The following is a 25,261-nucleotide window of genomic DNA, read 5'->3' as shown; positions in this document are numbered from 1 at the left end:
ATGCGCACCACAACCCACCGATCCGCCGCAACCGTCGCCAGCCTGGCCGCCGCCGCAGCGCTGGCACTGACCAGCTCGCCCTCGTCACACGCCGCCCTGACCGTCGTCAGCCCCGGCGACGAGGTCGACTACATCAACCCCGGCGGGCGCAACCAGTTCTGCACGATCGGATACGTCTACACCGGCGCAGACATGCACACCTACGCCATCACCGCCGGACACTGCCGCGCCGACTCGAGAGCAGGGTATGCGCGTGACAAGCGCAACGGGCTCACCGGAGACTTCGTGCGCAGCGTGTTCGAACCTCCCCGCAGCGGCGGCGCGGACTATGCACTGATCGACTTCAGCACGAACTCATTGGCGTCGGCCTTCATCACCGACCACCGCATGCCCTTCATCGATGGCTACCCCGAGCCCCAAATCGGCGAGACCGTCTGCCGTATGGGAGTTTCCAGCGGTCAGCAATGCGGCCAGATCACCGCCAGCCAAGGCGAAGATCAATACCTGACTACCGGGATGCCGCCGAGCATCCCCGGTGATTCCGGAGGCCCGGTCTGGACGTCAACCGCCCACGGATTCCCGCAAATTATCGGGATCTGGCTGGGAGAAAAGACGACAGCGGCAGGGCAAGAGTATGGTCGCTTCGCGTCGCTATCGAGCGGCCTCCGAGCCCTCAACGCACCTGGCCGTCTTGGTCAGAACTCCAGCAGCCCCGAGTAGTCGGCGCGAGGATAGGACACATCGCACACCATTGTGGGCGGTGACCAGTGACCGTTGACCAGCCAGTCGATCACCGGCGCCGGGGCGCGTTGCGTTTCCACCAGCTCCTGCAACACTGCCGCTTCAACTGCTGTTTCGATCACCGTCTCAGGCTACCTGCGTCGCGGCCGCCGCCGCGACCTTAGTCGCGCCGCAATCTGACGCCAATCCTCCGGCAGGCAGGGCTCGGCATCCGTTCGCGTTTTCCGGTCACGGTGTCGGCGGTCGCGCCCCGCGCGACCGCCGACGCGGCCCCTGCGGGGCCGAAACGCGTAGCCCCTCACCTTCTTTAGCCGTCAGCGGGGTGCTCACGGTAAGCGGCCGGGGGCCCGACCGGTCAACCCACGCCCACCCCGAACTACGCAGGCCGAGTGACCTTTTCGACCCTATGCCAGCTCGCCGAAAGGCGCTGCGCGCCGGCGAGCGCGGGCCGAAAACCCTGCTCCGCTCGGGCCGGACTCTTCGGGGTTGACCGCCCACCCTCACCCGCTTGCCCGCACCCCAGCGCCGACCGGCGCACGTCATCACCATTCCAGAACGGAGCACACCATCATGACCACATTCCCAGCCGCGACCCACGTCATCCCGGCAGGACTGATCACCCACACCACGGTGTCTGTCAAAGGGCAGCTCGACCCCGACATCAGTGTTCACCACGCCCGCACCCCCGATGCCCGAATCGGGATAACCGCCGAGGGCATCCACATGAGCCTCTACAACTGCCAAACTGCCCAGGGCCTCCTCGAGGCATTTGTCGCCGCCCGTGGCCACATGATCCACGTGCCCGCCGAGATCCCCGCCGGCGCGCCGCCCGCAGACGGACCAGCCGCACGCGCGGTGATCGCCATCGAATGGACCCGCGCGCCGGCCTATGCCGTCGTCGCGCAATCCGCGCTCAACAGGCTGAAAACTGCCAAGGTCCACTGGGTGGATGTCTACACCGGTCCGATCACCTGGCAGTTGCGCGACCGCACGGCGATCCTGTCAATGATCGACTCCCTCAGGCGGGTCCACCAAGTCGCAATCGCCGTCTTCGCCGACGGTGAGCAACACAAAGCCGATCCCGCAGCCGCGGACTATCACGCGGCCTAACCCGCGCGCCCGGCCAGCTCCCAGCAGATGGGGGTTGGCCGGGCCGCTGATGCACCCGAACTCACCAACCCCGACGGAAGGAACCACGGTGAGCGACTCAGAGTACTGGGAACAATGGTGCGGCTCGACCGTCCAGTCCGAGCAACGCATCAAACGTCACGCAAAGATCCGTTACGTCAACGGGATTCGTTGGATTACCTATCCCGACGAGATCAAGGGCGTCAAGGTCATCGTCGATATGCCCTTCAACGCTTCCACCAAATCCTGCGACCAAGGCCGCCACGACGACTGCCCACATCGCCTCGGCGGACCCCAAGAGGGCGGGGTGACGTTAAAGGTGTCCCTTCCCGGTTTCACCTGGAGGTGTGGTTGCCCATGTCACACCGATCCATTCCGGGCGGGCCGGCTGTTCTGACCTCAGCAGAATCTCCGGGGCCCGGCCAGCTCCCCAGTCACTAGGGGCTTGGCCGGGCCCCTTTTTCTTCCGGCTGCCCCAGCGGGTGGCGGCGCGCCCCGCGCGACCGCCCAATCGGCCCCTACGGGGCCGAAATCCGTAGCCCCTCAACTTCTTTAGCCGTCAGCAGGGTGCTCACAGTAAGCGGCCGGGGGCCCGACCGGTCAACCCACGCCCACCCCGGGGACCGCCGTACCGAGTGACTGTTGGCGGCCCTATGCCAGCTCGCCGAAAGGCGCTGCGCGCCGGCGAGCGCGGGCCGCAAACCCGGCGCCCACCCGGGTCGGACTCTTCGGGGTTGACCGCCCACCCTCACCCGCTTGCCCGCACCCCAGCGCTGACCAGCGCACCACTCATTTACAGAACGGAGCATCATCATGTGCTACAACCGCATCGCGATCCTGGGTCATCTTCGTACCGAGCTCGTCGACGGCAGTTGCAACCCTAGCCGCGGCCTCGCCGAGCTCAGCGCCCCTCTGTTGGTCGACGACAGCTTTACCACCCTGCTGTACAAGATCGCCGACGGCCGTCCTCTGCGCGCCGCCCTCTTGTGGAGCCGCATCGGCGACCACCTCAGCGGACAGTCTCGTATCGAAGCCCTCACCTTGGCTGCGGTCTTCGCGCTCAAAGGCGGTAACCCTGGCATCTGCGCCTCGCTGATCAACCGCGTCGACGTCGCGGTCCGTCGCGACCACACCGGTACCCCCGCCATGATCGACGTTCTCAAGCTTGACCACCGCGTCCAAGAGCACTTGCCCCATCCCGTCGCGTGAAGCCCAACACTCTTCCTGGGGCCCGGCCAGCTCCCCATCACCAGGGGTTGGCCGGGCCCCCCTTTTTCTTCCGGTGAAGTTGGGGTGGCGGCGGCGCGCCCCGCGCGACCGCCCAAGCGGCCCCTACGGGGCCGAAATCCGTAGCCACTCACCCTTCTTAGCCGTCAGCAGGGTGCTCACAGTAAGCGGCCGGGGGCCCGACCGGTCAACCCACCCCACCCCGAACTACGCAGGCCGAGTGACCTTTTCGGCCCTATGCCAGCTCGCCGCAAGGCGCTGCGCGCCGGCGAGCGCGGGCCGAAAACCCTGCTCCGCCCGGGCCGGACTCTTCGGGGTTGACCGCCCACCCTCACCCGCTTGCCCGCACCCCAGCGCCGACCGGCGCACATCATCGCCATTCCAGAACGGAGCACACCATGACCGCAGTTATCGACCCGTGGGCCATCAGCGAACACGACGAAGCCCAATCCCTGACCTCATATGGCGACGCCGGCCAGGGCTCGCACGATCAGGAAGCCGAAATCGACGAACTCGCCGTCGTCCAGGTCGCCGAGGATGGACTCCGGTTACGGTTGCGCGGAGCCGAACGCGATGAAGCAGTGCGCCGCATGCACGGACGCGTCGAGCTGGACCTGATCGCCTGGCGCCTCTACACCACCACGCGCACCGTGCACCGCGTCGCAGCGCGTCTCGGCCTGACCGACCACCACACCACCCGTCGTGAACTGGCCACTACAGCGGCGGGCGGCTAGTGCCGAAAACACCCTCTCCGGGGCCCGGCCAGCTCCCCAGTCACTAGGGGGTTGGCTGGGCCCCCCTTTTTCTTCCGGTTGCGGTGGCGGCGGCGCGCCCCGCGCGCCCGCCGCATTGGCCACCTCACGGTGGCCACCGGGTTGGTAGCCCCTCACCTTTAAGCCGTCAGCAGGGGTCGCAGTCTAATCGGCCGGGGGCCCGACCGGTCAACCCACGCCCACCCCGAACTACGCAGGCCGAGTGACCTTTTCGGCCCTATACCAGCTCGCCCAAGGCGCTGCGCGCCGGCGAGCGCGGGCCAAAAACCCTGCTGCGTTCGGCGCGGACTCTTCGGGGTTGACCGCCCACCCTCACCCGATTAACCGCTCCCCCAGCGCTGACCGGCGCACCACTCAGCACACAGAACGGAGAACACATCATGGACCACGAATTCGACCTCGCTTTCAACCTCGTCGACGAGGCCGCAGGCCGCATCCAGCACCAGCAGTACGGCATCACCCGAATCCAGTTTCACAACCACGGTGACGCCGAACTCACCACCGTCCACGACTACACCCGCGAGGACGGCCACCGCCTGGTCCTGATCGCCACCGACACCCACGGCCAGATGGCCGCCGTCGAAGCGACCGCACCGGACCTCAACACCAAGCCGCACACCCGCATTCTCAAAGTCCGCGTCGGCGACCTCACCTTCCACGCAGTCCCCGGCCATGACTGGTGCTACCGCGCCACCCACGCCGGCCACACCTACACCCTGGCCGCCGGAATCGGTGACCAGCCGATGTGGACCGTCGCACTGGACACCAACCCGCCCCTCGCCCACGAGGACCTCGAAACCGCGCTCGCCGACATCGCCGCCGCCCACCCGGTAGCGGCCTAACCCGTCGCCCAGCGGGGCCGGGCCGGCGTCCCACAGTCCGACGTCGGCCCGGCCCCTCCCATTTCCAGAAAGGACTCACCCTCATGACCGAAATCGACTACGCGCTCGCATGGGACTTCATCGACCCCGCCGACGGCAAGCCCCGCCAGCTGCGCTTCCGGCGAAACTTCGCCCCCCGCAACGATCCACGCATCTTCGACGGAACCGGACAACTCGTCGCCGTCGTGGCAGATGCAGACCGCGCCGACAACGGAGACGAAATCGCCATCAGCCGCCCCGGCGTGCTATTCGACGACGTCGAAACCGCACTCGAGGGATGGCACGACTGGGCCACCCTCTACGTCGACGACAACGACATCGACCGCACCATCAACCTCGGCGCCATCCGCGAACGTATCCGCGCGGCGGGCCTGACCTGACTCCCGCGGCGCCCGGGCCCGGCCAGCTCCCCAATTACACGGGGTTGGCCGGGCCCCCCTTTTTCTTCCGTCCGGTGAAGTTGGGGTGGCGGCGGCGCTGCCCGCGCGCCCCCCAAACGGCCCCTGCGGGGCCGAAATCCGTAGCCACTCACCCTTCTTAGCCGTCAGCAGGGTGCTCACAGTAAGCGGCCGGGGGCCCGACCGGTCAACCCACGCCCACCCCGAACTACGCAGGCCGAGTGACCTTTTCGGCCCTATGCCAGCTCGCCGAAAGGCGCTGCGCGCCGGCGAGCGCGGGCCGCAAACCCGGCGCCCACCCGGGCCGGACTCTTCGGGGTTGACCGCCCACCCTCACCCGCTTGCCCGCACCCCAGCGCTGACCAGCGCACTTCATCACGATCCGAAACGGAGAAAACATCATGAGCGCATACGTCGTCGAGGCCGAACAGATCAATGTCCTGCTGTGGGCCGGCCGCTACGGATTTCGCCGGCCCTGCGGCAACCTCACCTGGGTCTACGACAACCCGATCCGGGTCAACCAACTCACCGACGACAACCTCGACCAGGTCGGGCAGATGCTCGTCGACGCCAACACCGCCTCAGTCAATCACTGCTACTTCGACAACCCCGTCCATGAGCCCTACGAGTACCGCTACAGCCGGCCGCTGCACACCAGCTGGTCGGTCGTCGAAGTCCTCAAGGCGTTGCAGTGCTACGAATACCAGGCCAGCGACCCCAAGGACTGGCCAACCTCCGAGGCCTACGCGTTCTGCCGCGAACTGCAGAACATGTTGATCCAAGCACTCCACGGCTATGACCCCGCCCCGTGGAGCATTACCCGCACCAGCCTGCCCGCCGCCTACCGCCGCAGCGCCTAACCCGCTGTCCGCCAACACGAAAGGAGCTGTCCCGTGATCATCAACGGCACCATATCCCGCACCCTCAGTGGCGGCCGAGACGTCGATATCCCCTTCTTCATCGACACCACCACCGGCACTTACAGCCAGTGGGGACACGACACGATGACCCTCGGCGAGAACGTCGACCTGCTCGAGGCACTGCGCGATACCGCCTGCGAGATCACCTAACCGCCACCCATCTCGGGGCCCGGCCAGCTCCCCAAGTACACGGGGTTGGCTGGGCCCCCCTTTTTCTTCCGGTTGCGGTGGCGGCGGCGCGCCCCGCGTGCCCGCCGCATTGGCCACCTCACGGTGGCCACCGGGTTGGTAGCCCCTCACCTTTAAGCCGTCAGCAGGGGTCGCAGTCTAATCGGCCGGGGGCCCGACCGGTCAACCCACGCCCACCCCGAACTACGCAGGCCGAGTGACCTTTTCGGCCCTATGCCAGCTCGCCCAAGGCGCTGCGCGCCGGCGAGCGCGGGCCAAAAACCCTGCTGCGTTCGGCGCGGACTCTTCGGGGTTGACCGCCCACCCTCACCCGATTAACCGCTCCCCCAGCGCTGACCGGCGCACCACTCAGCACACAGAACGGAGAACACATCATGCCCACAACCACTTTGCGTACCGAAGCAGACATCGTTGCGGCTGCCGCGGCGCTGCTGGGCTTCGCCCCCACCAATAGCATTGTGGCCTACATGCTGCACCGCGATCCCACCGGCGACATGGTCGTGCGCACCGCGATTCGCTTCGACGTCACCATCTCAGTCCAACAAGCCGCCCGCTTCCCGGCCACCGTCAACCTGCAGCCTGCGACCAGCCACGCCGCCGTGCTCCTGGCGATCTGCGACCACACCCACGAATGGCACGCCCTCACCATCATCAACGCCCTGCGCGCGGCTCTGCGCGCCGCCGGTATCCCCGTACTGCGCAGCATCATGACCCCCGATGTCACCACCGAGGGCCAGTGGTACGACCCCGACAGCGGCGCCACCGGTCCCACCTACCCCTACACAGACTCACTCGTCACCGCCCACCGCGTCCTTGGCGGTGACCGAGTCACCCCCGCCCGCAGCGACATCGAAGCCGAATTCGCCTACCTGCCCCCCGCCCCACCAATGGCACTTGGTGATCACGGCGCGCTCGTCATCCAGGTCGCCCAAGAGGTCGCCGACGCCCTGCAAGGCCAACCGATCAACCGCAACCTGCCCACCCGCGCCGGCATCGCCATCACCACCGACGTCGGCGTGCGCGATGCCATGATCGCCGCGGCAGCCGAACACACCGACACCGCCGCCTACCTCTGGACCCACATCGCCCGCCGCCTGCGAGGCCAGCCACGCGCCCAAGCGCTCACCATCGCCGCCGCCTGCTATTGCTTTCTGGGCGACACCATTCGGGCCGGCATCGCCGCACAAGCGGCTCTCACTGAGGCCGAAACCACCCAGACCCCGCCGCCGCGGCTGGCTCTCATGCTGCTCACTGCCCTGCACTCTGGCATAGCGCCCGAACAAATTCGCCGCGCCATCATCGAAGCCACCAACAGCGACTAACCGCCACCGTCCACCGGGCCCGGCCAGCCCTAATTACACGGGGTTGGCCGGGCCCCCCTTTTTCTTCCGGCTGCGGCGTTAGCGGCGCGCCCCGCGCGACCGCCCAAGCGGCCCCTACGGGGCCGAAATCCGTAGCCCCTCACCTTCTTCTAGCCGTCAGCGGGTGTCCAGTCTGACCGGCAGGGACCCCGTCGCTGTCAACCCACGCCCGGCGGGCTCGCCCGTTCTCCGCTCCCGCCGGCCTAGCCGGCCAGGCTCTCGCTGCGCCCGGGCGGCACCGGCGGCATTTCTCGGCCCTACGCCAGCTCGCCCCAAGCGCTGCGCGCCGGGCTCGCCGGGCCGAAAATCCGCCTCCTGCTGATCCGCCGGCCTCTTCGGGGTTGACAGCGCCACCCCGCCGGTCCCCCTACACCCAGCGCTGATCGGCGCGAACCAACACCGTTTCTACGAAAGGAACAACTCTCATGGCACACGAACTCGACTCCACCGATGGACAGGTCTCCTTCGCCAACTCCCGCTCCGACGCCTGGCATCGCCTCGGTCAATCGGTCGGGCACGCGATGACCGCCGCCGAGGCACTGCGGGCCGCGCACCTGGCCGGCTGGAACGTCCGCAAGATGCCCCTGCAGGTTCCCCAAGAACCCGTCCTCGACGACACCGGCGTCACCACCCCAGCGCCCCTGGCGGTGCCCGACTTCTACGCGACCGTGCGCACCAACCCCATCAACGGCCGCCTTGACGTTCTCGGGGTCGTCGGCAGCAAGTACGAGCCTGTCCAAAACGAGGCCTCCTGCGACCTGCTCGACGCATTGGTGGATCAAAGCGGCGGCGCGCACTTCGAGACCGCCGGCGCCCTGCGCGGCGGACGGGAAACGTTCGTCACCATGAAACTGCCCAGCAGTATGGTCTTCGACGGCAAAGACGGCACCAAGGACCGCACCGACTTCTACCTCGCGGCGCTCAATTCACACGACGGCAGTTCAGCCTTCAGATTCATCGTGTCCCCGGTACGCATCGTGTGCGCCAACACACAAAGTGCGGCCATCGCCTCGGCCAAGGCCAGCTTATCCATCCGCCACACCGGCGGTGCGCGGGCCTCGATCGCCGAAGCCCGTAACGCCCTCAAGCTCAGCTGGCGTTACATCGAAGCATTCGAAGCCGAGGCCGCCGCGCTCTACGCCGCACCGATGGACACCGAACAGATGCGGTCCTTCGCCAACACACTGCTCGAGGTCGACTCGGCCAGCACCGCCGCCACCCGGCGCCACCGCCGCGAACGCGCCAGCGGGATCGTCAAGCTGTGGACGTCCTCACCCACCATCACACCCATCGCGGGCACCCGATGGGCGGCCTACAACGCCGTCACTGAATACCTGGACCACGTCGTGCCAGTCCGCGGCGCCAGAACCGCCCACGACGCCAGCACGGCCCGCGCGCTGCGGACCGTCACCGCGGCCGCCGGCAGCGGCGCGCTCAAGGCGCACGCGTTCCGTCTCCTGCAAACCCTGTAGCCGCCCGCCGGCGGCAACCCCGGGGCCCGGCCAACACCTGCATCCGCGGGGTTGGCCGGGCCCCCCTTTTTCTTCCGCAGTGCCCCTGCCGCCGTTGCATACGCCACCGCTCGCCAGCCCGTCGCCAGCAACGCGCTCCGCGCGCGCCGCACTCCGGGCGCTCGCGACAAACAGCTCCCAATCCGTTCCGCCCGGCAATGCCCGCCGACACCTACCCGCCACACGCCCATCGCTGACACTGCATTGGGCTCTCGCAGCGCTGCGTTCCACGCGCCGCACTGCGCATCACCAGGATCCTCCTACGACAGACTCCGCCACCCCGTCGACAGGCACAATGCCGTTACCGCCCATGCGCTCACCACAGGGTCGGGTCGGTCGACCCCAGCAGCGCCGCCTCGACGGCTTCGGCGTCCCACCCATGGCGCACCGCTTCGCGCAGCGCCACTGCCCGCGCGCGGCGCGCTTTAATCCCGTGATCGCCGCGGCGAACGACCACCCGGCCGCCGCCGCGCCGAGCGCGCGCCATCATCTGCATGTTGTCGCGTTGCGAGCCGCCGATGATGTGCAGCAGACCGATCTGGCCCCGCCGGCTCACTCGAACGCACGCCGGGTTATCACAACCATGCAGTGCGCGCACCCACGGCTCCAACGCTCGCCCCTGCAAGGCCGCGGCGAGCGCATAACGGTTGGCCCGGACCATGATCCGCGCGCCGCCACGGCGCACCCAAAAGCGCCCGTACCCATCCGCGCCGATCGCCGAACACCAGATCGCACAGTCCTCCGCACCCGGGCCGCGAACAACGTTCGCCTCGAACCGCAACAACTCCTCGACATGCGCCCGCGGATCGACCACCAACCGTAGCGGTTGCGAAACCCCCATAACTCCCACTGCTTTCGGCTCCAGCGACCCCAAGTCGCCTGTCGCCGCCATCATCTCAGCGCACACCGACACCGCGACCGAACCTGCACTAGGCCCGCGCTGACACCGGCTCTCCCACGCGCCCATCCGCGTACGCACCCGCGCCGCTAAGCCCATTGGCCGCCAGACTCTGCGCAGCCGACGCCCGCGCCGTTCCCTCACCAACGCCCACGGACGCCTGGACCGGCTCAGCCACCGCCTCAGGTGATTCGACCTCGCGGATCAACTCGCGCACCGCTTTCTCGCTAACCCCGGCCATGCGTGCAATCTCGCGCAGCGTCTCCCCGCGGTCACGCATCGACCGCAGCGCCAGGCCGCACTGCCGGCGCTGAACCGCGCGCCGCTGCGCGGCCTGCTCGACCAACACCTGCTGACGCCCGGCCAACCACACATCGACCGCCTCGGCCCGATCGCGCGCGTCGAAAAACGCCGCGAGATCCTCGACGTTGGCCTTCGTGCGTCGGATGACTTCTTCCTGCGCCGCGGCCGCCGCTTCGCGCGCCGCCCGCCGGGCTCCCTTGCTGACCGCCTTGTTTCCCATCCATCACACGCTAAAGCCCGCAAAACCCTTACGCCGCACCCGGACACAAAAATCTCACCACTGCCCCCGCTCCCCATGCCCGGACCCGACCACTCACCACACCAGCCCACCGGCACTTAGGCCAACCTAACTACCACCACTCACTGAACATCACACCTCTTGCACTCAGGGTGACGATTCGGTAACGGCGGTTTGTGAGAGCACCTCCCGGGCATCATCTTGTCGGTCGCGGGCGTCGCGTAACGCCCGAGGCGATGTGAGAGTTGAACCGTGGTGATGTCGCGGTGATGGGCTTACACAAGCTGACCGCCGGAGACGGGTACATGTACCTGATACGGCAAGTCGCGGCCGCCGATGCCACCGAGCGCGGTCGCCCCAGCCTCAGCGACTACTACAGCACCAAAGGTGAATCCCCCGGCGTGTGGATGGGCGGTGGTCTGGCCGCACTCGGCCAGCCCGTCTCACGCGACCCCTCTGACCCGATCGTCGCCGACCTATGGGCAGTGGCGGCGGGATCTCAGGTCAGCGAAGACCAAATGAAAGCCCTATTCGGGGAAGGCTTGCACCCCAACGCCGATCGAATCACCAAGCATCTGACCGGCATTGGCCTGGGCCAATCCGGGGCGCTTGCTGCCGCACGGCTGGGTCGCCCGTTTGCCGTCCACGACACCGAAAACCAGTTCGTCACCCGGTTGCGCCAGGCCTACCGCGACTACAACATCACGGTCGGCAGCGGTGAACACGACAGCATCGCCGCCGACGTGCGGGCCCGGATCCGCACCGCGCTCGGGCGCGAGATGTTCACCGAGAAGCACGCTCGCCCGCCCGCCGATGACCGGGAACTGTCGGGATTCATCGCACGCAATTCACGAGCAGCCACCACCGCAGTGGCCGGCTACGACCTGACCTTCACCCCGGTCAAATCCGTCTCAGCGTTATGGGCGATCGCGCCGACACCGATCGCTCGCGCGATCGAGGAATGCCACCGCCAGGCCGTAGCCGACACGCTGCGATTCCTCGAAGAACACGCCGCGTTTTCCCGCATGGGCGCCCACGGTGTTGCTCAGGTCAACACCACCGGATTGATCGCCGCCGCCTTCGATCACCGCGACAGCCGCGCCGGAGATCCCAACCTGCACACCCACCTGGTGATCAGCAACAAAGTGCAAGCGATCGCCGCCGACGGCGTCCCGCGCTGGCTGGCCTTAGACGGCACCCCCCTGCACCACGCCACGGTCGCGGCCTCGGAGTTGTACAACACCCGCCTCGAAGCCCTGACAATCGCGAAACTGGGCGTCGACTTCGCCGAAACCGCGGCCAAACCCGGCAAACGGCCGGTGCGCGAAATCGTCGGCATCCCCGCCGAACTAATAGAGAAATACTCCTCACGCAGCGCGGCGATCGACCACCGCGTGGGCCAGCTGGCCAAGCAATTCCACACCACCCACGGGCGTGAACCCACCGTGGTCGAGATGCTCGCACTGTCCCAGCAGGCCACCTTGGAAACACGCCAAGCCAAGCACGAACCACGCTCGCTGGCCGAGCAGCGCCACGCCTGGCGCGTGGCTGCCGTCGAAGTGCTCGGCAGCCAACGAGCCCTCACGGCCATGGTCGCCGACGTCACCAACCAAAGCCCGTCCCAACAAGTCGCCATCACCGATCAATGGGTCGACGAGCAGGCCGCCGCCGTGATCGCCACCGTCTCAGAGAACCGAGCCACCTGGACGGTCAACCACGTACGCGCTCAAGCCCAACGCGCCCTGCGTTACGCCAACCACCCGGGCGGACCCGACCTGGTGAACCGCATCGTCGCCAGCGCGCTCGCCGCGCACAGCATCACCTTGAGCAGCCACGCCGACACGGAAAAAAACGAGCCAGCGCCGCTGCTGCGGCGCGACGGTTCCAGCGTCTACACCCGCCATGACACCACCGTCTACACCAGTGCGGCCATCATGGCGGCGGAGCGGCGCATCCTGGCCGCAGCCACCCTGCGCAACGGGCGCGCCGTCGATGACACCAGCATCGGTTTAGCGCTGGCCGAAACACATGCCAACCACGGCCTGGAACTCAACCAAGGACAAGCCGCCATGGTGCGCGACATGGCCACCTCCGGAGCCCGCCTGCAGCTCGCACTCGCCCCCGCCGGCACCGGCAAAACCACCGCCATGACCGCCCTGGCTGCTGCCTGGCGCAACAGTGGCGGCACCGTCATCGGGTTGGCACCCACCGCCGGCGCGGCCGAAGTCCTGGCCCAAGACCTCGCCTCCCCCACCGACACCATCGCCAAACTCATCCAGCTCGCCGACACCGGCCACGGCAGCCCCGCCGCCGCCGATGACCCCGCTCGCACGTGGTTCGACCGCATCGGATCAGACACCCTGCTCATCGTCGACGAAGCCGGCATGGCCTCGACCGCAGACCTCGACACCCTCATCGCCCACGCCCTTGCCCGCGGGGCCAGCGTGCGCCTCATCGGCGACGACCAACAACTGGCCTCGGTCTCGGCCGGCGGTGTCCTGCGCGACCTGGCCGAGCGCCACGACACCGTCACCCTGAGCACCGTCGTGCGCTTCACCCACCCCGAAACCGGCAAGGCCGAAGCCGCCGCCAGCCTGGCGATGCGCGCCGGAGATCCCGCCGGAATCGGCTTCTACATCGACCACCACCGCGTCCACGTCGGCGCCGATGCCACCGCCGCCGACCTGGCCTACACCGCGTGGGCCGCCGACCGCGCCGCCGGGCGTGACTCCATCCTGCTCGCCCCCACCAATGATCTGGTCGCCCAACTCAACGAACGGGCCCGCCTCGACCGGCTCACCCACACCCCCAACTCCCCGGCCAGCAACCCCCACGATCCCCACTCGGCGGCCACCGTCACCCTCGCCGACGGGCTAACCGCCTCTGCCGGCGACTGGGTCGCCACCCGCAAAAACGCCCGCTGGCTACGCACCACCACCCACGGCGCCTGGGTCAAAAACGGCCACCGCTGGATCATCCGCACCGTGCACGACGACGGCTCGATCACCGTCGTCCCCCTGCGCGGTCCGGCCACCCCCGTGCGCCTCCCCGCCCGCTACGTCACCACCTACACCACGCTGGGATACGCCAGCACCATCAACGCCGCCCAAGGCATGACCGCCGGCGGCCGCGACACCGAAGGAACCTGCCACATTGTCGGCTCCGACCGCCTCTCACGCCAACAGCTCTACGTCGCGCTCACCCGCGGCCGCACCGAAAACCATCTCTACGTCTCGACCGCCGAAGCCGACCCGCACCGCATCCTGACCCCCAAAGCCACCCACCCCCCCACCGCCGTGGACATCCTGACCACCATCCTGGGCCGCGACGGCGCCCAACAATCCGCCCACACCCTCGCCGCCGCCGAAACCGACCCCTTCAACCGGCTGCACCTGGCCGCCGACATGTATTCCGACGCGCTGACCGCCGCCGCCGAACAAAACGCCGGCCCCGACGTCATGGCCCGCATCGACACTGCCGCCGCACACCTGGGCCACCACCTCACCGACGCCCAAGCCTGGCCCGTGCTGCGCCGCCACCTGGCCCTGTTGGCCATCGAAGGACACGACCCCATCGACGCACTCCACGACGCCGCGGCCACCCCGCTGGGCGACGCACATGACCCGGCCGCCGTCCTGGACTGGCGTCTGCCAGCCCCCACCGGCGTCGACGCGGCAGACCGTGGACCGCTGCACTGGCTGCCCGCCATCCCCGACGTCATCACGACCGACCCAACATGGGCGACCTACCTACACGCCCGCGCTGACCTCGTGCGAGAGCTCGCCGATCACATCCGCGGCACCGCCCGCGCCTGGGATGCCACCACCGCACCCGCCTGGGCGCGGCCCCTGCTCGACGGCAACCGCAACCTGCTGGCCGAAATCGCGGTCTTTCGCGCCGCCCACCACGTCGATCCCGCCGACACCCGCATCACCGGCCCCGAACAGCACGCCAACCGCTCCGCGATCATCCAACAAGTCATCCACTCGCGCCTCGACGCCGCCCTGACCCGCGCCGGCGCCGACACCGCCCGCTGGCGCCAACTGGCCGACACCATCAACCCCCACCTCACCGACGACCCCTACTGGCCGCGGCTGGCCACCCACCTTGAGGGCGCCGCCCGCGCCGGCGCCGACGTCTCCGCCCTCCTCCACGACGCCGCCACCCAACACGGGCCCCTGCCCGCAGACATGCCCGCCGCCGCCCTGTGGTGGCGCCTGGCCGGCACCCTCGCACCCCCCTCACTGGAAGGCACCGACACCAAACTGCGGCCCCCCTGGACCGCCGAGCTGCACCACCTATTCGGAACCCGCATCGCCGAAGCCATCATCACCGACCCCGCCTGGCCCGGCCTGGTCGCCGCGGTCACCGCCGCGAGCTGGCCCCCACACGATCTGCTCGCCGCCGCCGCCGAACACCTGCACGACATCTCGGCCACCCAGACCATCCGCCCCGACGAATACGCCCGCCTGCTCACCTACCGCGTCGAACTGCTCACCCACCACGCCGCCACCATCGACCCCGACATCCCCCACCCCGCCGAGCGCGCCGAAACATTCACCGGCCAACAGCAATTCGACCTCACCGACCACCACATCGGTGACGCCGACCTGCACGAGCCCCCACCCGACCCCCACGACTACTCCTACGGGTTCGTCGAAGACGACCTCGGCGACCTCGACATCGCCGACCTGCCCACCACCCGCCCCCACACCCCGGCCCACGTCGACGACATCGACATCCCCGCCCTACGGGCCCGCCGCGACGCCGCCCACCACCACGCCCGCCAACTCGTCGACGCCATCCTGTCCGGCGGCGGTGGACCCGCTGAACGCGCGGCCGCTGCAGAACTCGCCAAGCTGCACCAACGGCTCGTCGAACAACGCCCCTACCAGCAGGCTCTCGCCCAGGCGCATGGCCGCTGGGTGCACGCCGAAGACACCGCCGAGCTGCACCATCAACTCCTCACCCAGCTTGCCGCCGCGATCACCGCGGCCACCGAACGCGGCGACCACGACATCGCGGACCGCTACCAGCAACACCACACTCAGGTCAGCGAACAAACCGAGCACGTCGACGCCGCGGTACGCACCGCGCGCGACCGCCTCGAGGGTGCGCGCGCCGACCTCATCGACAGCGCCGGCGGCCAGGCCGGCATCGTCACCGAACACCACCTGCACGCGCGCCGCGCGCAAGCCGTGCGCGCCGACACCGACACCCTCAACCTCGCCCGCCGACGCGCCCGCAACCTTGATGACCAGCTCGCCCGCGCCGAAGCCGCAGCCGCCCGCTCGCTAGCCCAAACCCCCGCCCACACTTACGATCTGGGCGCCGATCTCGACCAGCTTCAGGCCGAAGTCGACTTCCTGGACGCGGCCAGCGCTGCCAGCCCCGCCGCCCTCTACACACCTCCGCCGGCCGCCCTCGATGGCCTCGACGACGCGCATCGCCGCGCCGTTAGCGCGCTGACCACCAACATTCACAGCGTCCAGCTGCTCCACCTGCATCCCGGTGCCGACAAAACAGCCACCCTGAGCGCCCTCGCCGACACCGCCCACCACCACAACAAGACCACCTTGGCGGTCACCGGCTCCGACAACGCCCCTGACCACACCTACGCCGACACCACCACCAGCATCGACGACTACCGCGCCGACCTCACCGCCCAGCGACACAAACCACCGCTGGGCAGCCTGATCATCGTCGACGACGCCGACACCCTCACCCCGGCACAACTGCGCTGGCTCGCCCACACCGCCGCGGCCACCAACACCAAACTTGTACTGGTCGCCACCCCCGGTGATCGACAGCCCACCCACACCCTGATCGCCGTGCTCACCAACGACCTGCCCAACACCCAACACCTCGGCACCCCCGACCCCGGCCGCACCCAACCTCGCACCGCCATCGAGCGCGCCGAACACTACCTCGCCGCCACCAGCACACCCAGCCCCGAGCGCAGCCGCGCCGTCGAAGTCCTGTACCAACGCACCCAAGTGCTTGCGCAGCTGCGCGACATCGCCGCCACCGCACAGCGATTGGACTCCATCGCCGAACGCGACCGCACCCGCGGCCGCCACCAGAACCGCGGCAACGGCCTCGAACTCTAAAGTTCACCCGATCGCGGCCGACCTCGCGCCTTCGACACCAGTGGGTCTACGCAGGTTTCCCACTCGTCGCTCTCCGCACTTTTCTGCGTCGTTCACCGAATTTCGATCGTGCATCGGGTGGTTACGAGCGATGACCTCGAATCGGCTAGTGACGTACAGCCTGCGATCTCACGCGGCTGTAAGCCAGCAAATGGAACACCGCGACGGTACGATCAACACACGGAGGTCATCCCGGCGGGCGACGCAGCCCCCGACCTCATTCATCGAAATCTTCGGTCCTTCTCCATGTTTCGTGAGGATAGCTATGTGCGACGAACTGTTTTCTGGCTTCAGTGAAACCGGGTGGGATGAGGCTCCCTGGGACGTCGAACCGACCTTCACTACCGCCGAGTTGCAAATCCTCCTTAACCCCGAGCTCTCGGTCGCAGAGGCGGCCGAACGCGTGGGTTGTGTCGAACACGACGTGCGGCGCTTGCGGCGAACGTCCTGACTCTCCTGGTTACAGGTGGCGGATGGTCGCCGCCCGTTTCAGGCTGCCGCACGTGTCACCTCGCGGCGCTGTGTGACACGGGCCCACGGGCTGGGTACGCAGAGATTGTCTGACCAGCACGCAGAACGGAGAAACACTCATGGGCAACGTCTACGTCGAACCGCGACCCAAAGGCCGCGAAGGAGACGCTATCTCGCACTATGTCGTCGAAGACCACGCTGATAGCGAACTCCACCGGGCCTCAACCCAGCAGGATGCGATCGACTGGGCAAAAAAGCAGGGTCATTCACCACTGGTGGCGCGCGTTCGGCATCTCACCGACAAGAAGAAGCCGGACCAGTGGCGGGCCGTCTGACTCGACATTGTCGGACAGGCGCTAGTGGATTTGGTTGGTGAGCTTGGTGACCAGTGCGGTGTTGAGGTAGCTGGTGGCCGCAGGTCCGCCGGTATTGAGGGCGGTGATGGTCGCGGGATCATCGATGACGACCAGGGTGCCCCCGAAACTGGTGTATTTGGCGGGCAAGCCGGCGTACCCGCCGCCGCCGGCGGCGGGGTCGGTCCGCAATAGCAGCATGACGTCGCTGCGCTGGCCGATGTAGTCGACGTCGTTGATGTTGAAGGGAACCTGCGGTGGGCCGCCAGGGCTGCGCTTGTAGTGGGGGTTGTAGGTGAAGCCGATGCTTTCCAGGTAGCTACTCGGCGGTGACGGGGTCGCCGCGGCCGTGGTCGTGGTCGTGGTCGTGGTGCCTGTGTAGTTGATCACGACGGCCGATTTGCCGAGAAAGCTGCGGTGCTCGGAGCGGATCGTGTTCTGCTCGGATTGCGCCTTGTCCAGTAGCGTCTTGGCGGCGTCGGTGCGACCCAGTGCCGTGGCGACCCAGTTCAGTTGTGTCTGCCACGTCCAGTCTTGGCTGTTGTCGGCGGGCCGGGTCAGTGTCGGCGCGATCGAGGCCAACGCGTTGTAGGTAGGTTGGTCGACGTCGCCGGTGTCGATGATCAGGTCGGGTTTGGCCGCGGTGATGGCGGCGGCATCAGCGGCCGCGAATACCGGTGGGGTTGAGTGCATGAGCGGTTGCAACCAGCTCGGTGTGGTGGCGCCAGCGGCGTTGATCAAGACCGGCTGAGCGCCCAGCGAGAGCACAGCATCGGGGTCGCCGGGTCCGAGTGCGGCGATGGCCACCGGGCGGTGCTCGAGTTTGAGGGTGCCGAATTTGGTGTTCAGGGTTTGTGGCTGGTAGGGGCCCAAGTCGCCGCTGGTGTGACCGAACAGGTGAATGCCCACCACGGTGGCCGCGACCAGGGCAGCAACAAGCACTGTCGCGCCCACGATGAGACGAGTGCGTTTGCGGCCCTTGGGCGTTGGTGCGGAACCGGCAGGGCCAGTCGGCGTTGGGCCGGACGGTACACCTGCGAACTGTTGGGGCATAGCACTGTTCGGTGGCGCGGCTGCTCCGCGGGGATCATAGGCGGGCCACACCGGCTGGGCGTGGGGCGGCGTCGGTGGATAGCTCAGCGTGGGATTGGTCGCGTTGCTCGCCCGGGGCCCGGTGGGGCCGGTGGTGGTCGGTGGCGCAGGGTTATTGGTGAATGCGGCGCTGGTCGCCGCGGCCAGCGCGCCGGCCGTTTGGAAGCGCTGATCGGGGTCTTTGGCGAGCGCGCGGGCGATCACGTCGTCGATCTCAGGTGGTAAAGAGGGGTTGATTTCTGTCGGGTGCGGGACGGGTCGCATCAGGTGTCCGGCCAGCGTTGCCGACAATGAGTTGTCTTCGTAGGGGGTGCGGCTGGTCAGCAGCCGAAACAAGGCGCAGCCCAGGGAATAAATGTCGGTGCGGTGATCGGCCGGGCGGCCTTCGATGGTCTCGGGCGCCGCGTAGGCCGCGGTGCCGACCATCGAGCCTGTCGCGGTCAACGTGGTCGCATCGTCGAGGGCGCGCGCGATGCCGAAGTCGGCCAACAACACTCGCTCGTGATCGCTGCCCGGTGACGAGATTAGGAAGTTTCCGGGTTTGATGTCGCGGTGCAGCACCCGGCGCGAGTGTGCGTAATCGAGTGCGGCGGCGACGTCGGTGATGATGCGCACGATGCGGGTCGGGGTGAGGTTAGCGCGCGCCAAATCGTTAGCGGCGGTTCCTTCGACGTACTCCATGGCGATCCACAGATGCCCGTCGGTTTCGCCGCGGTTGTAGACCCGCACGATGTTGGGGTGGTTGAGGGTGGCGGCCAGGTCGGCTTCGCGGGTGAACCGGATCCGGAACTGGCGGTCCACCGACAGCTCGGCGGACAGAATCTTCAGTGCATCGCTGCGCGGCAATGTGGGGTGGCGGGCCAGGTAGACGGTGCCCATTCCACCTGAGCCCAGCACGTTTTCGATGCGGTATCCGGCGATGACGGTTCCTACGGCAAGCGGCATGAGGGGCTTACTTTCCGGTCAGCATGCGGTATTGGGCGGCCATCATCTGATGTAGTGCGTGTTCTTGTTCGTTTTGCATCTCGTAGGCGTAGCGGTCCGCGCGGGCCACACACCAGTAGGCCAGGGTCTCGTTGAAGCATTTCGCTTTGGGCATGCCACTGATCCCGCGAACCTGGTTCGGGCCGGTCATGTCAGCCACCAGGCGCGCGGCTGAGCCGCTGTCCGGGGTTTGGTAGATCCTGGTTTCCACCACCCAGGCCACCTGTTGCACGGCAGCGGATTTGAACAGCGCCGCCAAATGCACCGGGTCGTCGGGAGCCAGGTGCAGGGCGCCGTGCGCGTCATAGACGCCGTCGCTGATCGACTCGTTTTCTTGCCGGGGTGCCACGGTGCGCGCCATGAGGCCATCAGGATCCAGCGGCAGTTGAGCCATCTGATCAGGTGGCGTGGGTTTGAATTGGTCGACCAGCGGCTGCTGTACATCGAGGGTGGTGGCGATCAATTGGGCTGCCCTATCGGCGTTGTCGGCCGACGTTGCGGCTTGTGCCAACACGTATTGTCCGTGAGCGCTGAGGGCGGTCACCGTGAAACGCGGCCCCCCGGGTTCGGGGTAGTGCGCGGTCCAGGTGTAGCTCAGCGCAGTCGTTGCGGGGTACCGGGGAATCGAGACTGGTTGGGTGGGGACAGGTTTGGTGTCGAATGGCATGGTCAAGGACGCGCCTTTGGCGGCCATGTCGGCGATCGCGGCGGTGGCGTCGGCGGGGCTGGCCAGTTCCAACACCATGTTGAGCAGGTCTTTGTAGGCGCCTTTGTCGGTGTGACGGGCGCTGGAAAACCCGGCCAGCAAGTGGTGGCCGTTAAGGGCCTCACCCAGCGGGGCGCCCAGCAGCGAGTTGACCGCGTCAGTGTCTTTGACCACGCCGGATTCCATTTGCGCGAAGTCGATCAGGTCGGGGTCGACCTCCCAGGGGCCCACCACAGCGCTGGCCAGGCGGCGCCCTTCTGCCCACCCGCCTTGCAGCGCGTCGCTGGCCACGCCGATCGGGGGGCGCGGGGCGGTGGGAAAATTCCCGACATCGAGCAATGCGAGATCGACACCGTCCGAACTGGCCTCTCCCGGGGCTTTGATGGCGCTGCCCGCGATCGTCGTGCTGCATGCCACCGTGATCGCCGCGGCCGCGACGGCGAGGATCAAGGTGAGTGCGCGGACCTTCATGATGTGGTCAGCATCAGGTATTGGGCGGCGATGACTTGGTGGGCTTCGACCTCTTGGGCCGCTGTGGCTTTGAAGGCGTACCGCTCGGCGGTAGCGATGCACAGGAAACGCACGGCGCCCAGGTCGGTGCTGTCGGATCCGCGGTCAAAGCAGCGCGCTGAGGGTAGCCCGTTGATGCCGGGCGCGGAGTGGTAGCCCAGGAACGGGACGTCGATACGCACGAGACCGTCGGCGGCGCGCTGGGCGCCGGTGGTATCGACTGCCTCGTAGACGGTGGTGCGGTCGACGGCGACGCGGGCGATGCCGGCGTCGTTGTACATCGCTTGGGTAGCGATTGGGTCAGACCGAAAATGCAGGGAGGCGTGCGGGGAGTAGACCGCGGACTGATTGATGCTGGGCTCGGTGGCCGGCACGGTGCGGGCCAGCAGCCCGGTCGGGTCGGCGGGCAAGGAGGCCAGCTGGTCTACAGGTGTGGCTTGGAAGTGGTCGGCCGAAGGGCCTTGCAGGTCCAGGGTTTTGGCGATCATGTCGGCGGCTGCGGCGGCGCTTTCTTTGGAGCCGGCGAACTGGAAGAACACGTAGGGTCCGTGCGCGGTGAACGATTCGGCTTCAAAGCCTCCTGAGAGGGCGGCAACGTCGGCCACCGCGGCCGGGTAGCGCGGAATGGGGAGTCGGGTGGCCCAAATGTTGCCTGGGCGCACGGTGGCCAAGTCGGCTGCGCCCATGGCGGCTGCGGCGTCGGCGGCGTCTTGGGTGGTGGGGAAGCGCAACACTCCGTTGTCCAGGATCTTGGGATTGTCGCTGTCGGCCTGTCCTTTCGGTGGTGGCGGGGTGGCGCGGCCGCTGACGAAGCCGGCTACGAAGTGATGTGCGGTGGCGATCGGGGCGATTGTTTCGCCGCGCACCAGCACCGAAAGCCGGCCCGGGTCGGATATGGCGGTGGTGGGTGCGATTTCCGCGTTCGTCGGGCTGATGAGCTTGTCATCGATCTGCCAGGGTCCGGTTACCATGTCGGCCATGCGCTGGGCTTCGACGCGGTGCCCGGCGGCGTCATCGGCCACGTTGCCCAATGGCGGTCGGGGTCGGCGCGGATAGTTGCCGGGGTCGAGCAGCGCCGCGTTGGCCGCCGCCGGTGCTGGGCCGCCGGACTTCACGGCGTTACCGGTCACGACCGACGAGCAGCCGCTGCTGAGCGCGATCCCCGCGGTAATGAGGGCGGTCAGTAGCGGCAGTGATGCGCTCCAGCGTGCATACATCCCCGCGGTGTGAGCCATGGTTCGGTGTGTCGGTGTCACCGGGATGATTCCTGACCCCGCGGTGACTCCGTCTTTCGCGAGTGGCCTGTTTTTCCCGACCAGCGGCGCAAGGCCATGCGATCGACGAAGATCGCGCTAGCCGCCCGGCGTTCTGAAATCGCTTTGTCGGCGACCGCCATCACTGCCAGCTGTCGTACCCGGGCACCAAGTCGTCTCTCTTCCTGGCGGATTCGGTGCCATTTGGCGCCGTCGGCGTCCAGGTCAGCACTGTCGTTGAGGTAGTCGAGTGCGGCGTCGATGGCGCACTGCTGCAGGTCGGAATTGTCAGGGTAGAGCAGCGCGGCATCGCGCGCCGCGCGTTGGAGACGGGCCCGCTGAGCGGAGTTGAGATGGCGGGCTCGCGGTTGGCTCATCGCTGCGGTCACGAGCGCACTGGGTGATCCCTCGGGATCGGCTACGCCGTGTGTGCCCATCCCTCTCCCCCTTTGCCGCGTTGCCGCGCGACTGTGTCGGTCTGGAACCAGATCAGAAAATGGTAGCCGCTGCTACCAGCACGTCAGGCGCGATCGCCAATTTTGTTCATGATCAGTCGGGTGACGTCGCCCGCGCTGTGGCCTGGGGCGGGTGCAGTAGCAGCAGCAGCAGTGTCGCGGAAGTAGGTGATAGAGACCTCGACGATGCAGTTGTCGCGCGCCCCGAGCGCATGCATCTCGCGCAACCGGGTTTCTTGGTCTTGGTTTGCCACGGTGGCTTCCACGACAGAGGCGTCAGCATGCACGTCGCCGACCTCGTAGTGATAACCCACGCCGGCATCTACGCGTGCGCCAACACATCTGGTCCATTGCTCGGTGAACTTCGCGAACAGCGCATCGGCGGCGGCCATTGTCGGCAGCGCAACCACACCCTCCTCCAGGTCAATCACCGTCGGATCGTGATCGGCGTGCGAGTCCCACCACTGTTCGTGCGCGACATTGAGGACCTGGGCGTTGGTGTACACCTCACCCATCAGGATGTGGCTGAGCCCCGCGCAATCGCTTTGTCTAGCGCCGGGCCAATCCCAGAACAGCTCCCCGGGGCCGCCGAATACAGGTGCCCGGTCGATTTCGAACGACTGAGTAAATACGTGCGAGAGCTCGGTGTCGCTCAGCATCGCGTCTTTGATGACCTGGCCGGTCAGGGCGCGAGGTTTAAGGTTGGGTGCTGCCCGCACCGCGCCGTGGACAACATCGGTGCACCCGACCGTCATCGTGATCAAGACCGAGGACACCACGAGCAAGGCAAGCCGAATAACCCTGGGCGACAACCACATCCTGGTCATCGTCATTCCTTTCTTTGTGCAGCCTCGCGGCCACACGGTGAGTGCATTGCCAGCCGATTTTGAGGCCGCCCACCATCGGCGGCAGAGGTTAATGCGGGGTGACGCGGTCGGCCATGCGGGTGGCGATGGCGATGGCCTGATCGTTGCGATTGAAACCGCAGCTGTTCACGTCGATGACGACGTTGTTGCGTGCGGTAAGCGCCCGCTGGCATTGCCAACCCTCGGCGCCTTCCTGGGTATTGATGACGCTGACCATGCCGCCACGATTGGCGACGGTGCCTACCATCCAGATTCCGTCATGAAGGGCCGGGTCGGGATGCAGCGTGATGCCGTTGCATTTCTCCCAGGCTTGGGCTTGCTTGTCGACAAAGTCGTTGGCCGCCTTAGCCGTTGAGTAGTAGATCGCTCCGTCATCGACGATGTTCTCGGTCATGCGCGGGTCTGAGACCGCTTGGATCCGCACCCCCAGATAGCCGCTGTTGTCGAGTTCTCGTTGCAGCGCCGGGTGATGGACGCCGCCGCACTCAGGGTGATCGTTGTCCCCGCCGGAGAAGGCCAGCGTGTCATTCCGCGACACGTCGGCCCTAGGCGTGAGATTTGAGACGCCCAGCATGCTGTTGAGGGTCGTCACATCCAGCAGCACGCCTGGCAGCGCAGAGAGTGGCATCGTTGCCGCAGGTGTGGAGCTGGGGCTGGGCGCGGTTGACGTGGCACTCGAGCGCGGAGCGATCCTCACGTCGGCGGGTCCGTCGGAGCCGCTGGCGAAATTGATCACGAGCCCGACGCACAGGGCGGTGGCTACGACTGCGGACCCAGCCGTTATCCACGCCAACGGCAGCCGGCGACGGTTCGGTGCGGGCCGGGACGGCGACGGCGAATAGCCGGCCGGCGCGCCCCACGCCGGCATTCCCGGTGCTGCAGGCGGTATCGAAGCCGGCCCCGCAAAACCGATAGGCCGGCGAGGCAACACAGTCGTGATCTCCTCGCCCGGGCCAGGGCCGAAAGCCGGCCGTTGACCGGGTTGGTAGACATCAATTGCCTCGGCCTGGGAGTCAGCGGGAGCCGCAGCCCACTGCGGCACCACATGTGATGTTGGGGCGTCATGCGCGGCACGGGTGATCGGCACGTTGGGCTGGTCAGGCATTCGGTGTCCTCCAGGAGTAGGTGACGGCGTGGCGCAAAGGTCGGTCGCTGCGGTGGGGTGACCGTTATCAGCGCCGGCCGGGCCGCTGCCGCAGCCGCCAGGCGCGAAGTCGTTCATTTGCATGCCCCACATTGAAACACAGCATGAAACAGGGCGCAATGCTTTGAAACATTGCACTGCTGTGTTTTTATTGCTAGCGTCTGCGTCATCCCAACCGGGACCGGACACCAGCACCCACGTAAGCGCCGCGTCGTTCACCAAACGCCCGACCTCGATCACGACCCCCGCCAGCATCCAAAGACGAAAGGACCGCCCCGATGACAAACCTCCCTCCTCTCCCCAGCGAGACCCGGTCTGTTGCAAGACCGTTCGCGTCTTTGCAGCTGCCAGCTGACGTGCGCCTGTTCCACACGAACCAAGATTTGGCCTGCCGGCAAGACCCCGAGCTGTTCTTCGATGCACGCCGCCGGCACCGCGCGATCAAGCGGTGCGCCGAATGCCCCTTTCTGGGCCGCTGCGGCTACAACGCGGTCGCCACTGGCGCCACCCACGGCGTTTGGGGCGGAGTGATCCTGCCCGGCGACTACCCGCAGGACCTCAAACCCGTCTACGCATTCCTGGCCGCCCAGTTTGAGCGGCGTCGCCACGCCGAGATCGGTGATATTGCGGTGGCCCCGCTACCGCAGCCCGCCGAACACACCGAGACCCACCACCAATCCCCCAGCTTTCGTGCCGGCGCCGCATAGGAG

24 protein-coding genes are annotated in these 25,261 nt (G+C 67.3%); 15 read left to right on the top strand and 9 right to left on the bottom strand.

The annotated features are described in order from the left end of the window. A complete protein-coding gene (locus U8D42_RS27270; RefSeq protein WP_047323401.1) occupies window positions 1–720 on the top strand; it encodes a hypothetical protein in 720 nt (239 codons plus the stop codon). Here U8D42_RS27270 and U8D42_RS27265 read toward each other — a convergent pair. Continuing rightward, entirely contained in the window at window positions 696–863 is a 168-nt protein-coding gene (locus tag U8D42_RS27265; protein ID WP_156181200.1) for a hypothetical protein, read from the bottom strand. The two genes, U8D42_RS27270 and U8D42_RS27265, sit on opposite strands and share 25 nt — an antisense overlap. A gap of 448 nt (window positions 864–1,311) precedes the next feature. Between U8D42_RS27265 and U8D42_RS27260 the strand changes: the two genes are divergently transcribed. The 10 genes from U8D42_RS27260 to U8D42_RS27215 all read left to right on the top strand — a co-directional run bounded on the left by U8D42_RS27260 (window position 1,312) and on the right by U8D42_RS27215 (window position 9,090). Continuing rightward, window positions 1,312–1,851, top strand: coding sequence for a hypothetical protein (locus U8D42_RS27260; protein ID WP_047323400.1), 540 nt, complete (start codon window positions 1,312–1,314; stop codon window positions 1,849–1,851). A gap of 88 nt (window positions 1,852–1,939) precedes the next feature. Beyond that, window positions 1,940–2,266 (top strand): hypothetical protein, encoded by a 327-nt coding sequence (locus tag U8D42_RS27255; RefSeq protein ID WP_141224678.1) that lies wholly within the window; start codon window positions 1,940–1,942, stop codon window positions 2,264–2,266. A gap of 416 nt (window positions 2,267–2,682) precedes the next feature. Continuing rightward, window positions 2,683–3,078 (top strand): hypothetical protein, encoded by a 396-nt coding sequence (locus U8D42_RS27250; RefSeq protein ID WP_047323398.1) that lies wholly within the window; start codon window positions 2,683–2,685, stop codon window positions 3,076–3,078. A gap of 416 nt (window positions 3,079–3,494) precedes the next feature. Continuing rightward, window positions 3,495–3,830: a hypothetical protein gene (locus U8D42_RS27245; RefSeq protein WP_047323397.1), complete on the top strand. Its 336-nt coding sequence runs from the start codon at window positions 3,495–3,497 to the stop codon at window positions 3,828–3,830. A gap of 419 nt (window positions 3,831–4,249) precedes the next feature. Next, window positions 4,250–4,711, top strand: a complete 462-nt coding sequence (locus U8D42_RS27240; RefSeq protein WP_047323396.1) for a hypothetical protein — start codon at window positions 4,250–4,252, stop codon at window positions 4,709–4,711. An 83-nt stretch (window positions 4,712–4,794) separates the two neighbouring features. Then, complete coding sequence (locus U8D42_RS27235; RefSeq protein WP_047323395.1) at window positions 4,795–5,130, top strand: hypothetical protein; 336 nt, start codon at window positions 4,795–4,797, stop codon at window positions 5,128–5,130. A gap of 419 nt (window positions 5,131–5,549) precedes the next feature. Beyond that, on the top strand, window positions 5,550–6,008 hold the full coding sequence (locus tag U8D42_RS27230; RefSeq protein WP_047323394.1) for a hypothetical protein: 459 nt from the start codon (window positions 5,550–5,552) through the stop codon (window positions 6,006–6,008). Between the two features lie 33 nt (window positions 6,009–6,041). Then, on the top strand, window positions 6,042–6,218 hold the full coding sequence (locus tag U8D42_RS27225; RefSeq protein WP_156181198.1) for a hypothetical protein: 177 nt from the start codon (window positions 6,042–6,044) through the stop codon (window positions 6,216–6,218). A 413-nt stretch (window positions 6,219–6,631) separates the two neighbouring features. After that, on the top strand, window positions 6,632–7,579 hold the full coding sequence (locus U8D42_RS27220) for a DUF4192 family protein (RefSeq protein ID WP_047323393.1): 948 nt from the start codon (window positions 6,632–6,634) through the stop codon (window positions 7,577–7,579). Between the two features lie 464 nt (window positions 7,580–8,043). Beyond that, complete coding sequence (locus tag U8D42_RS27215) at window positions 8,044–9,090, top strand: DUF932 domain-containing protein (protein WP_047323392.1); 1,047 nt, start codon at window positions 8,044–8,046, stop codon at window positions 9,088–9,090. A 355-nt stretch (window positions 9,091–9,445) separates the two neighbouring features. On the opposite strand, the gene U8D42_RS27210 is transcribed toward U8D42_RS27215, so the two are convergent. Continuing rightward, entirely contained in the window at window positions 9,446–9,970 is a 525-nt protein-coding gene (locus tag U8D42_RS27210) for a hypothetical protein (RefSeq protein ID WP_047323391.1), read from the bottom strand. Window positions 9,971–10,058: 88 nt separating this feature from the next. After that, window positions 10,059–10,550, bottom strand: a complete 492-nt coding sequence (locus U8D42_RS27205; protein WP_074021723.1) for a hypothetical protein — start codon at window positions 10,548–10,550, stop codon at window positions 10,059–10,061. Between the two features lie 287 nt (window positions 10,551–10,837). Here U8D42_RS27205 and mobF point away from each other — a divergent pair, with 287 nt between their 5' ends. The 3 genes from mobF (at window position 10,838) to U8D42_RS27190 (ending at window position 17,523) form a co-directional block, all read left to right on the top strand. Next, window positions 10,838–16,678 (top strand): MobF family relaxase, encoded by a 5,841-nt coding sequence (gene mobF / locus U8D42_RS27200; protein WP_075630229.1) that lies wholly within the window; start codon window positions 10,838–10,840, stop codon window positions 16,676–16,678. A 304-nt stretch (window positions 16,679–16,982) separates the two neighbouring features. Continuing rightward, window positions 16,983–17,168 carry a hypothetical protein gene (locus U8D42_RS27195; protein ID WP_047324259.1) on the top strand — a complete coding sequence of 62 codons (186 nt, stop codon included), beginning with the start codon at window positions 16,983–16,985 and terminating at the stop codon, window positions 17,166–17,168. Between the two features lie 139 nt (window positions 17,169–17,307). Then, window positions 17,308–17,523: a hypothetical protein gene (locus U8D42_RS27190; RefSeq protein ID WP_047324258.1), complete on the top strand. Its 216-nt coding sequence runs from the start codon at window positions 17,308–17,310 to the stop codon at window positions 17,521–17,523. A gap of 21 nt (window positions 17,524–17,544) precedes the next feature. Here U8D42_RS27190 and U8D42_RS27185 read toward each other — a convergent pair whose 3' ends face one another. The 6 genes from U8D42_RS27185 to U8D42_RS27160 form a co-directional block, all read right to left on the bottom strand. Then, on the bottom strand, window positions 17,545–19,578 hold the full coding sequence (locus tag U8D42_RS27185; RefSeq protein WP_047324257.1) for a serine/threonine-protein kinase: 2,034 nt from the start codon (window positions 19,576–19,578) through the stop codon (window positions 17,545–17,547). A 7-nt stretch (window positions 19,579–19,585) separates the two neighbouring features. After that, the gene (locus U8D42_RS27180) at window positions 19,586–20,794 is read right to left on the bottom strand and encodes a DUF7373 family lipoprotein (RefSeq protein ID WP_047324256.1); all 1,209 of its coding nucleotides are present in this window, start codon (window positions 20,792–20,794) and stop codon (window positions 19,586–19,588) included. Next, window positions 20,791–22,068, bottom strand: coding sequence for a DUF7373 family lipoprotein (locus tag U8D42_RS27175; protein ID WP_231614292.1), 1,278 nt, complete (start codon window positions 22,066–22,068; stop codon window positions 20,791–20,793). Before U8D42_RS27175 ends, U8D42_RS27180 begins: the two co-directional genes overlap by 4 nt. Before the next feature lie 17 nt (window positions 22,069–22,085). After that, the gene (locus tag U8D42_RS27170) at window positions 22,086–22,475 is read right to left on the bottom strand and encodes a hypothetical protein (RefSeq protein WP_075630228.1); all 390 of its coding nucleotides are present in this window, start codon (window positions 22,473–22,475) and stop codon (window positions 22,086–22,088) included. A 131-nt stretch (window positions 22,476–22,606) separates the two neighbouring features. Next, the gene (locus U8D42_RS27165) at window positions 22,607–23,368 is read right to left on the bottom strand and encodes a sensor domain-containing protein (protein ID WP_158086685.1); all 762 of its coding nucleotides are present in this window, start codon (window positions 23,366–23,368) and stop codon (window positions 22,607–22,609) included. An 88-nt stretch (window positions 23,369–23,456) separates the two neighbouring features. Further along, window positions 23,457–24,512, bottom strand: a complete 1,056-nt coding sequence (locus U8D42_RS27160) for a sensor domain-containing protein (protein ID WP_167385568.1) — start codon at window positions 24,510–24,512, stop codon at window positions 23,457–23,459. A 377-nt stretch (window positions 24,513–24,889) separates the two neighbouring features. Between U8D42_RS27160 and U8D42_RS27155 the strand changes: the two genes are divergently transcribed. Continuing rightward, entirely contained in the window at window positions 24,890–25,258 is a 369-nt protein-coding gene (locus U8D42_RS27155; RefSeq protein WP_158086684.1) for a WhiB family transcriptional regulator, read from the top strand. Window positions 25,259–25,261 lie beyond the last annotated feature (3 nt).

Origin of the sequence: Mycobacterium europaeum, assembly GCF_034555895.2 — a bacterium.
GTDB lineage: Bacteria > Actinomycetota > Actinomycetes > Mycobacteriales > Mycobacteriaceae > Mycobacterium > Mycobacterium europaeum.
This window is presented reverse-complemented; position numbering and strand designations above follow the sequence as displayed.

Coding starts and splice junctions, on each gene's coding strand:
- U8D42_RS27270 (WP_047323401.1), top strand. CDS start 1: ATGCGCACCACAACCCACCGATCCGCCGCAACCGTCGCCAGCCTGGCC.
- U8D42_RS27260 (WP_047323400.1), top strand. CDS start 1,312: ATGACCACATTCCCAGCCGCGACCCACGTCATCCCGGCAGGACTGATC.
- U8D42_RS27250 (WP_047323398.1), top strand. CDS start 2,683: ATGTGCTACAACCGCATCGCGATCCTGGGTCATCTTCGTACCGAGCTC.
- U8D42_RS27245 (WP_047323397.1), top strand. CDS start 3,495: ATGACCGCAGTTATCGACCCGTGGGCCATCAGCGAACACGACGAAGCC.
- U8D42_RS27240 (WP_047323396.1), top strand. CDS start 4,250: ATGGACCACGAATTCGACCTCGCTTTCAACCTCGTCGACGAGGCCGCA.
- U8D42_RS27235 (WP_047323395.1), top strand. CDS start 4,795: ATGACCGAAATCGACTACGCGCTCGCATGGGACTTCATCGACCCCGCC.
- U8D42_RS27230 (WP_047323394.1), top strand. CDS start 5,550: ATGAGCGCATACGTCGTCGAGGCCGAACAGATCAATGTCCTGCTGTGG.
- U8D42_RS27220 (WP_047323393.1), top strand. CDS start 6,632: ATGCCCACAACCACTTTGCGTACCGAAGCAGACATCGTTGCGGCTGCC.
- U8D42_RS27215 (WP_047323392.1), top strand. CDS start 8,044: ATGGCACACGAACTCGACTCCACCGATGGACAGGTCTCCTTCGCCAAC.
- U8D42_RS27210 (WP_047323391.1), bottom strand. CDS start 9,970: ATGGGGGTTTCGCAACCGCTACGGTTGGTGGTCGATCCGCGGGCGCAT.
- U8D42_RS27205 (WP_074021723.1), bottom strand. CDS start 10,550: ATGGGAAACAAGGCGGTCAGCAAGGGAGCCCGGCGGGCGGCGCGCGAA.
- mobF (WP_075630229.1), top strand. CDS start 10,838: ATGGGCTTACACAAGCTGACCGCCGGAGACGGGTACATGTACCTGATA.
- U8D42_RS27195 (WP_047324259.1), top strand. CDS start 16,983: ATGTGCGACGAACTGTTTTCTGGCTTCAGTGAAACCGGGTGGGATGAG.
- U8D42_RS27190 (WP_047324258.1), top strand. CDS start 17,308: ATGGGCAACGTCTACGTCGAACCGCGACCCAAAGGCCGCGAAGGAGAC.
- U8D42_RS27185 (WP_047324257.1), bottom strand. CDS start 19,578: ATGCCGCTTGCCGTAGGAACCGTCATCGCCGGATACCGCATCGAAAAC.
- U8D42_RS27180 (WP_047324256.1), bottom strand. CDS start 20,794: ATGAAGGTCCGCGCACTCACCTTGATCCTCGCCGTCGCGGCCGCGGCG.
- U8D42_RS27175 (WP_231614292.1), bottom strand. CDS start 22,068: ATGGCTCACACCGCGGGGATGTATGCACGCTGGAGCGCATCACTGCCG.
- U8D42_RS27165 (WP_158086685.1), bottom strand. CDS start 23,368: ATGACCAGGATGTGGTTGTCGCCCAGGGTTATTCGGCTTGCCTTGCTC.
- U8D42_RS27160 (WP_167385568.1), bottom strand. CDS start 24,512: ATGCCTGACCAGCCCAACGTGCCGATCACCCGTGCCGCGCATGACGCC.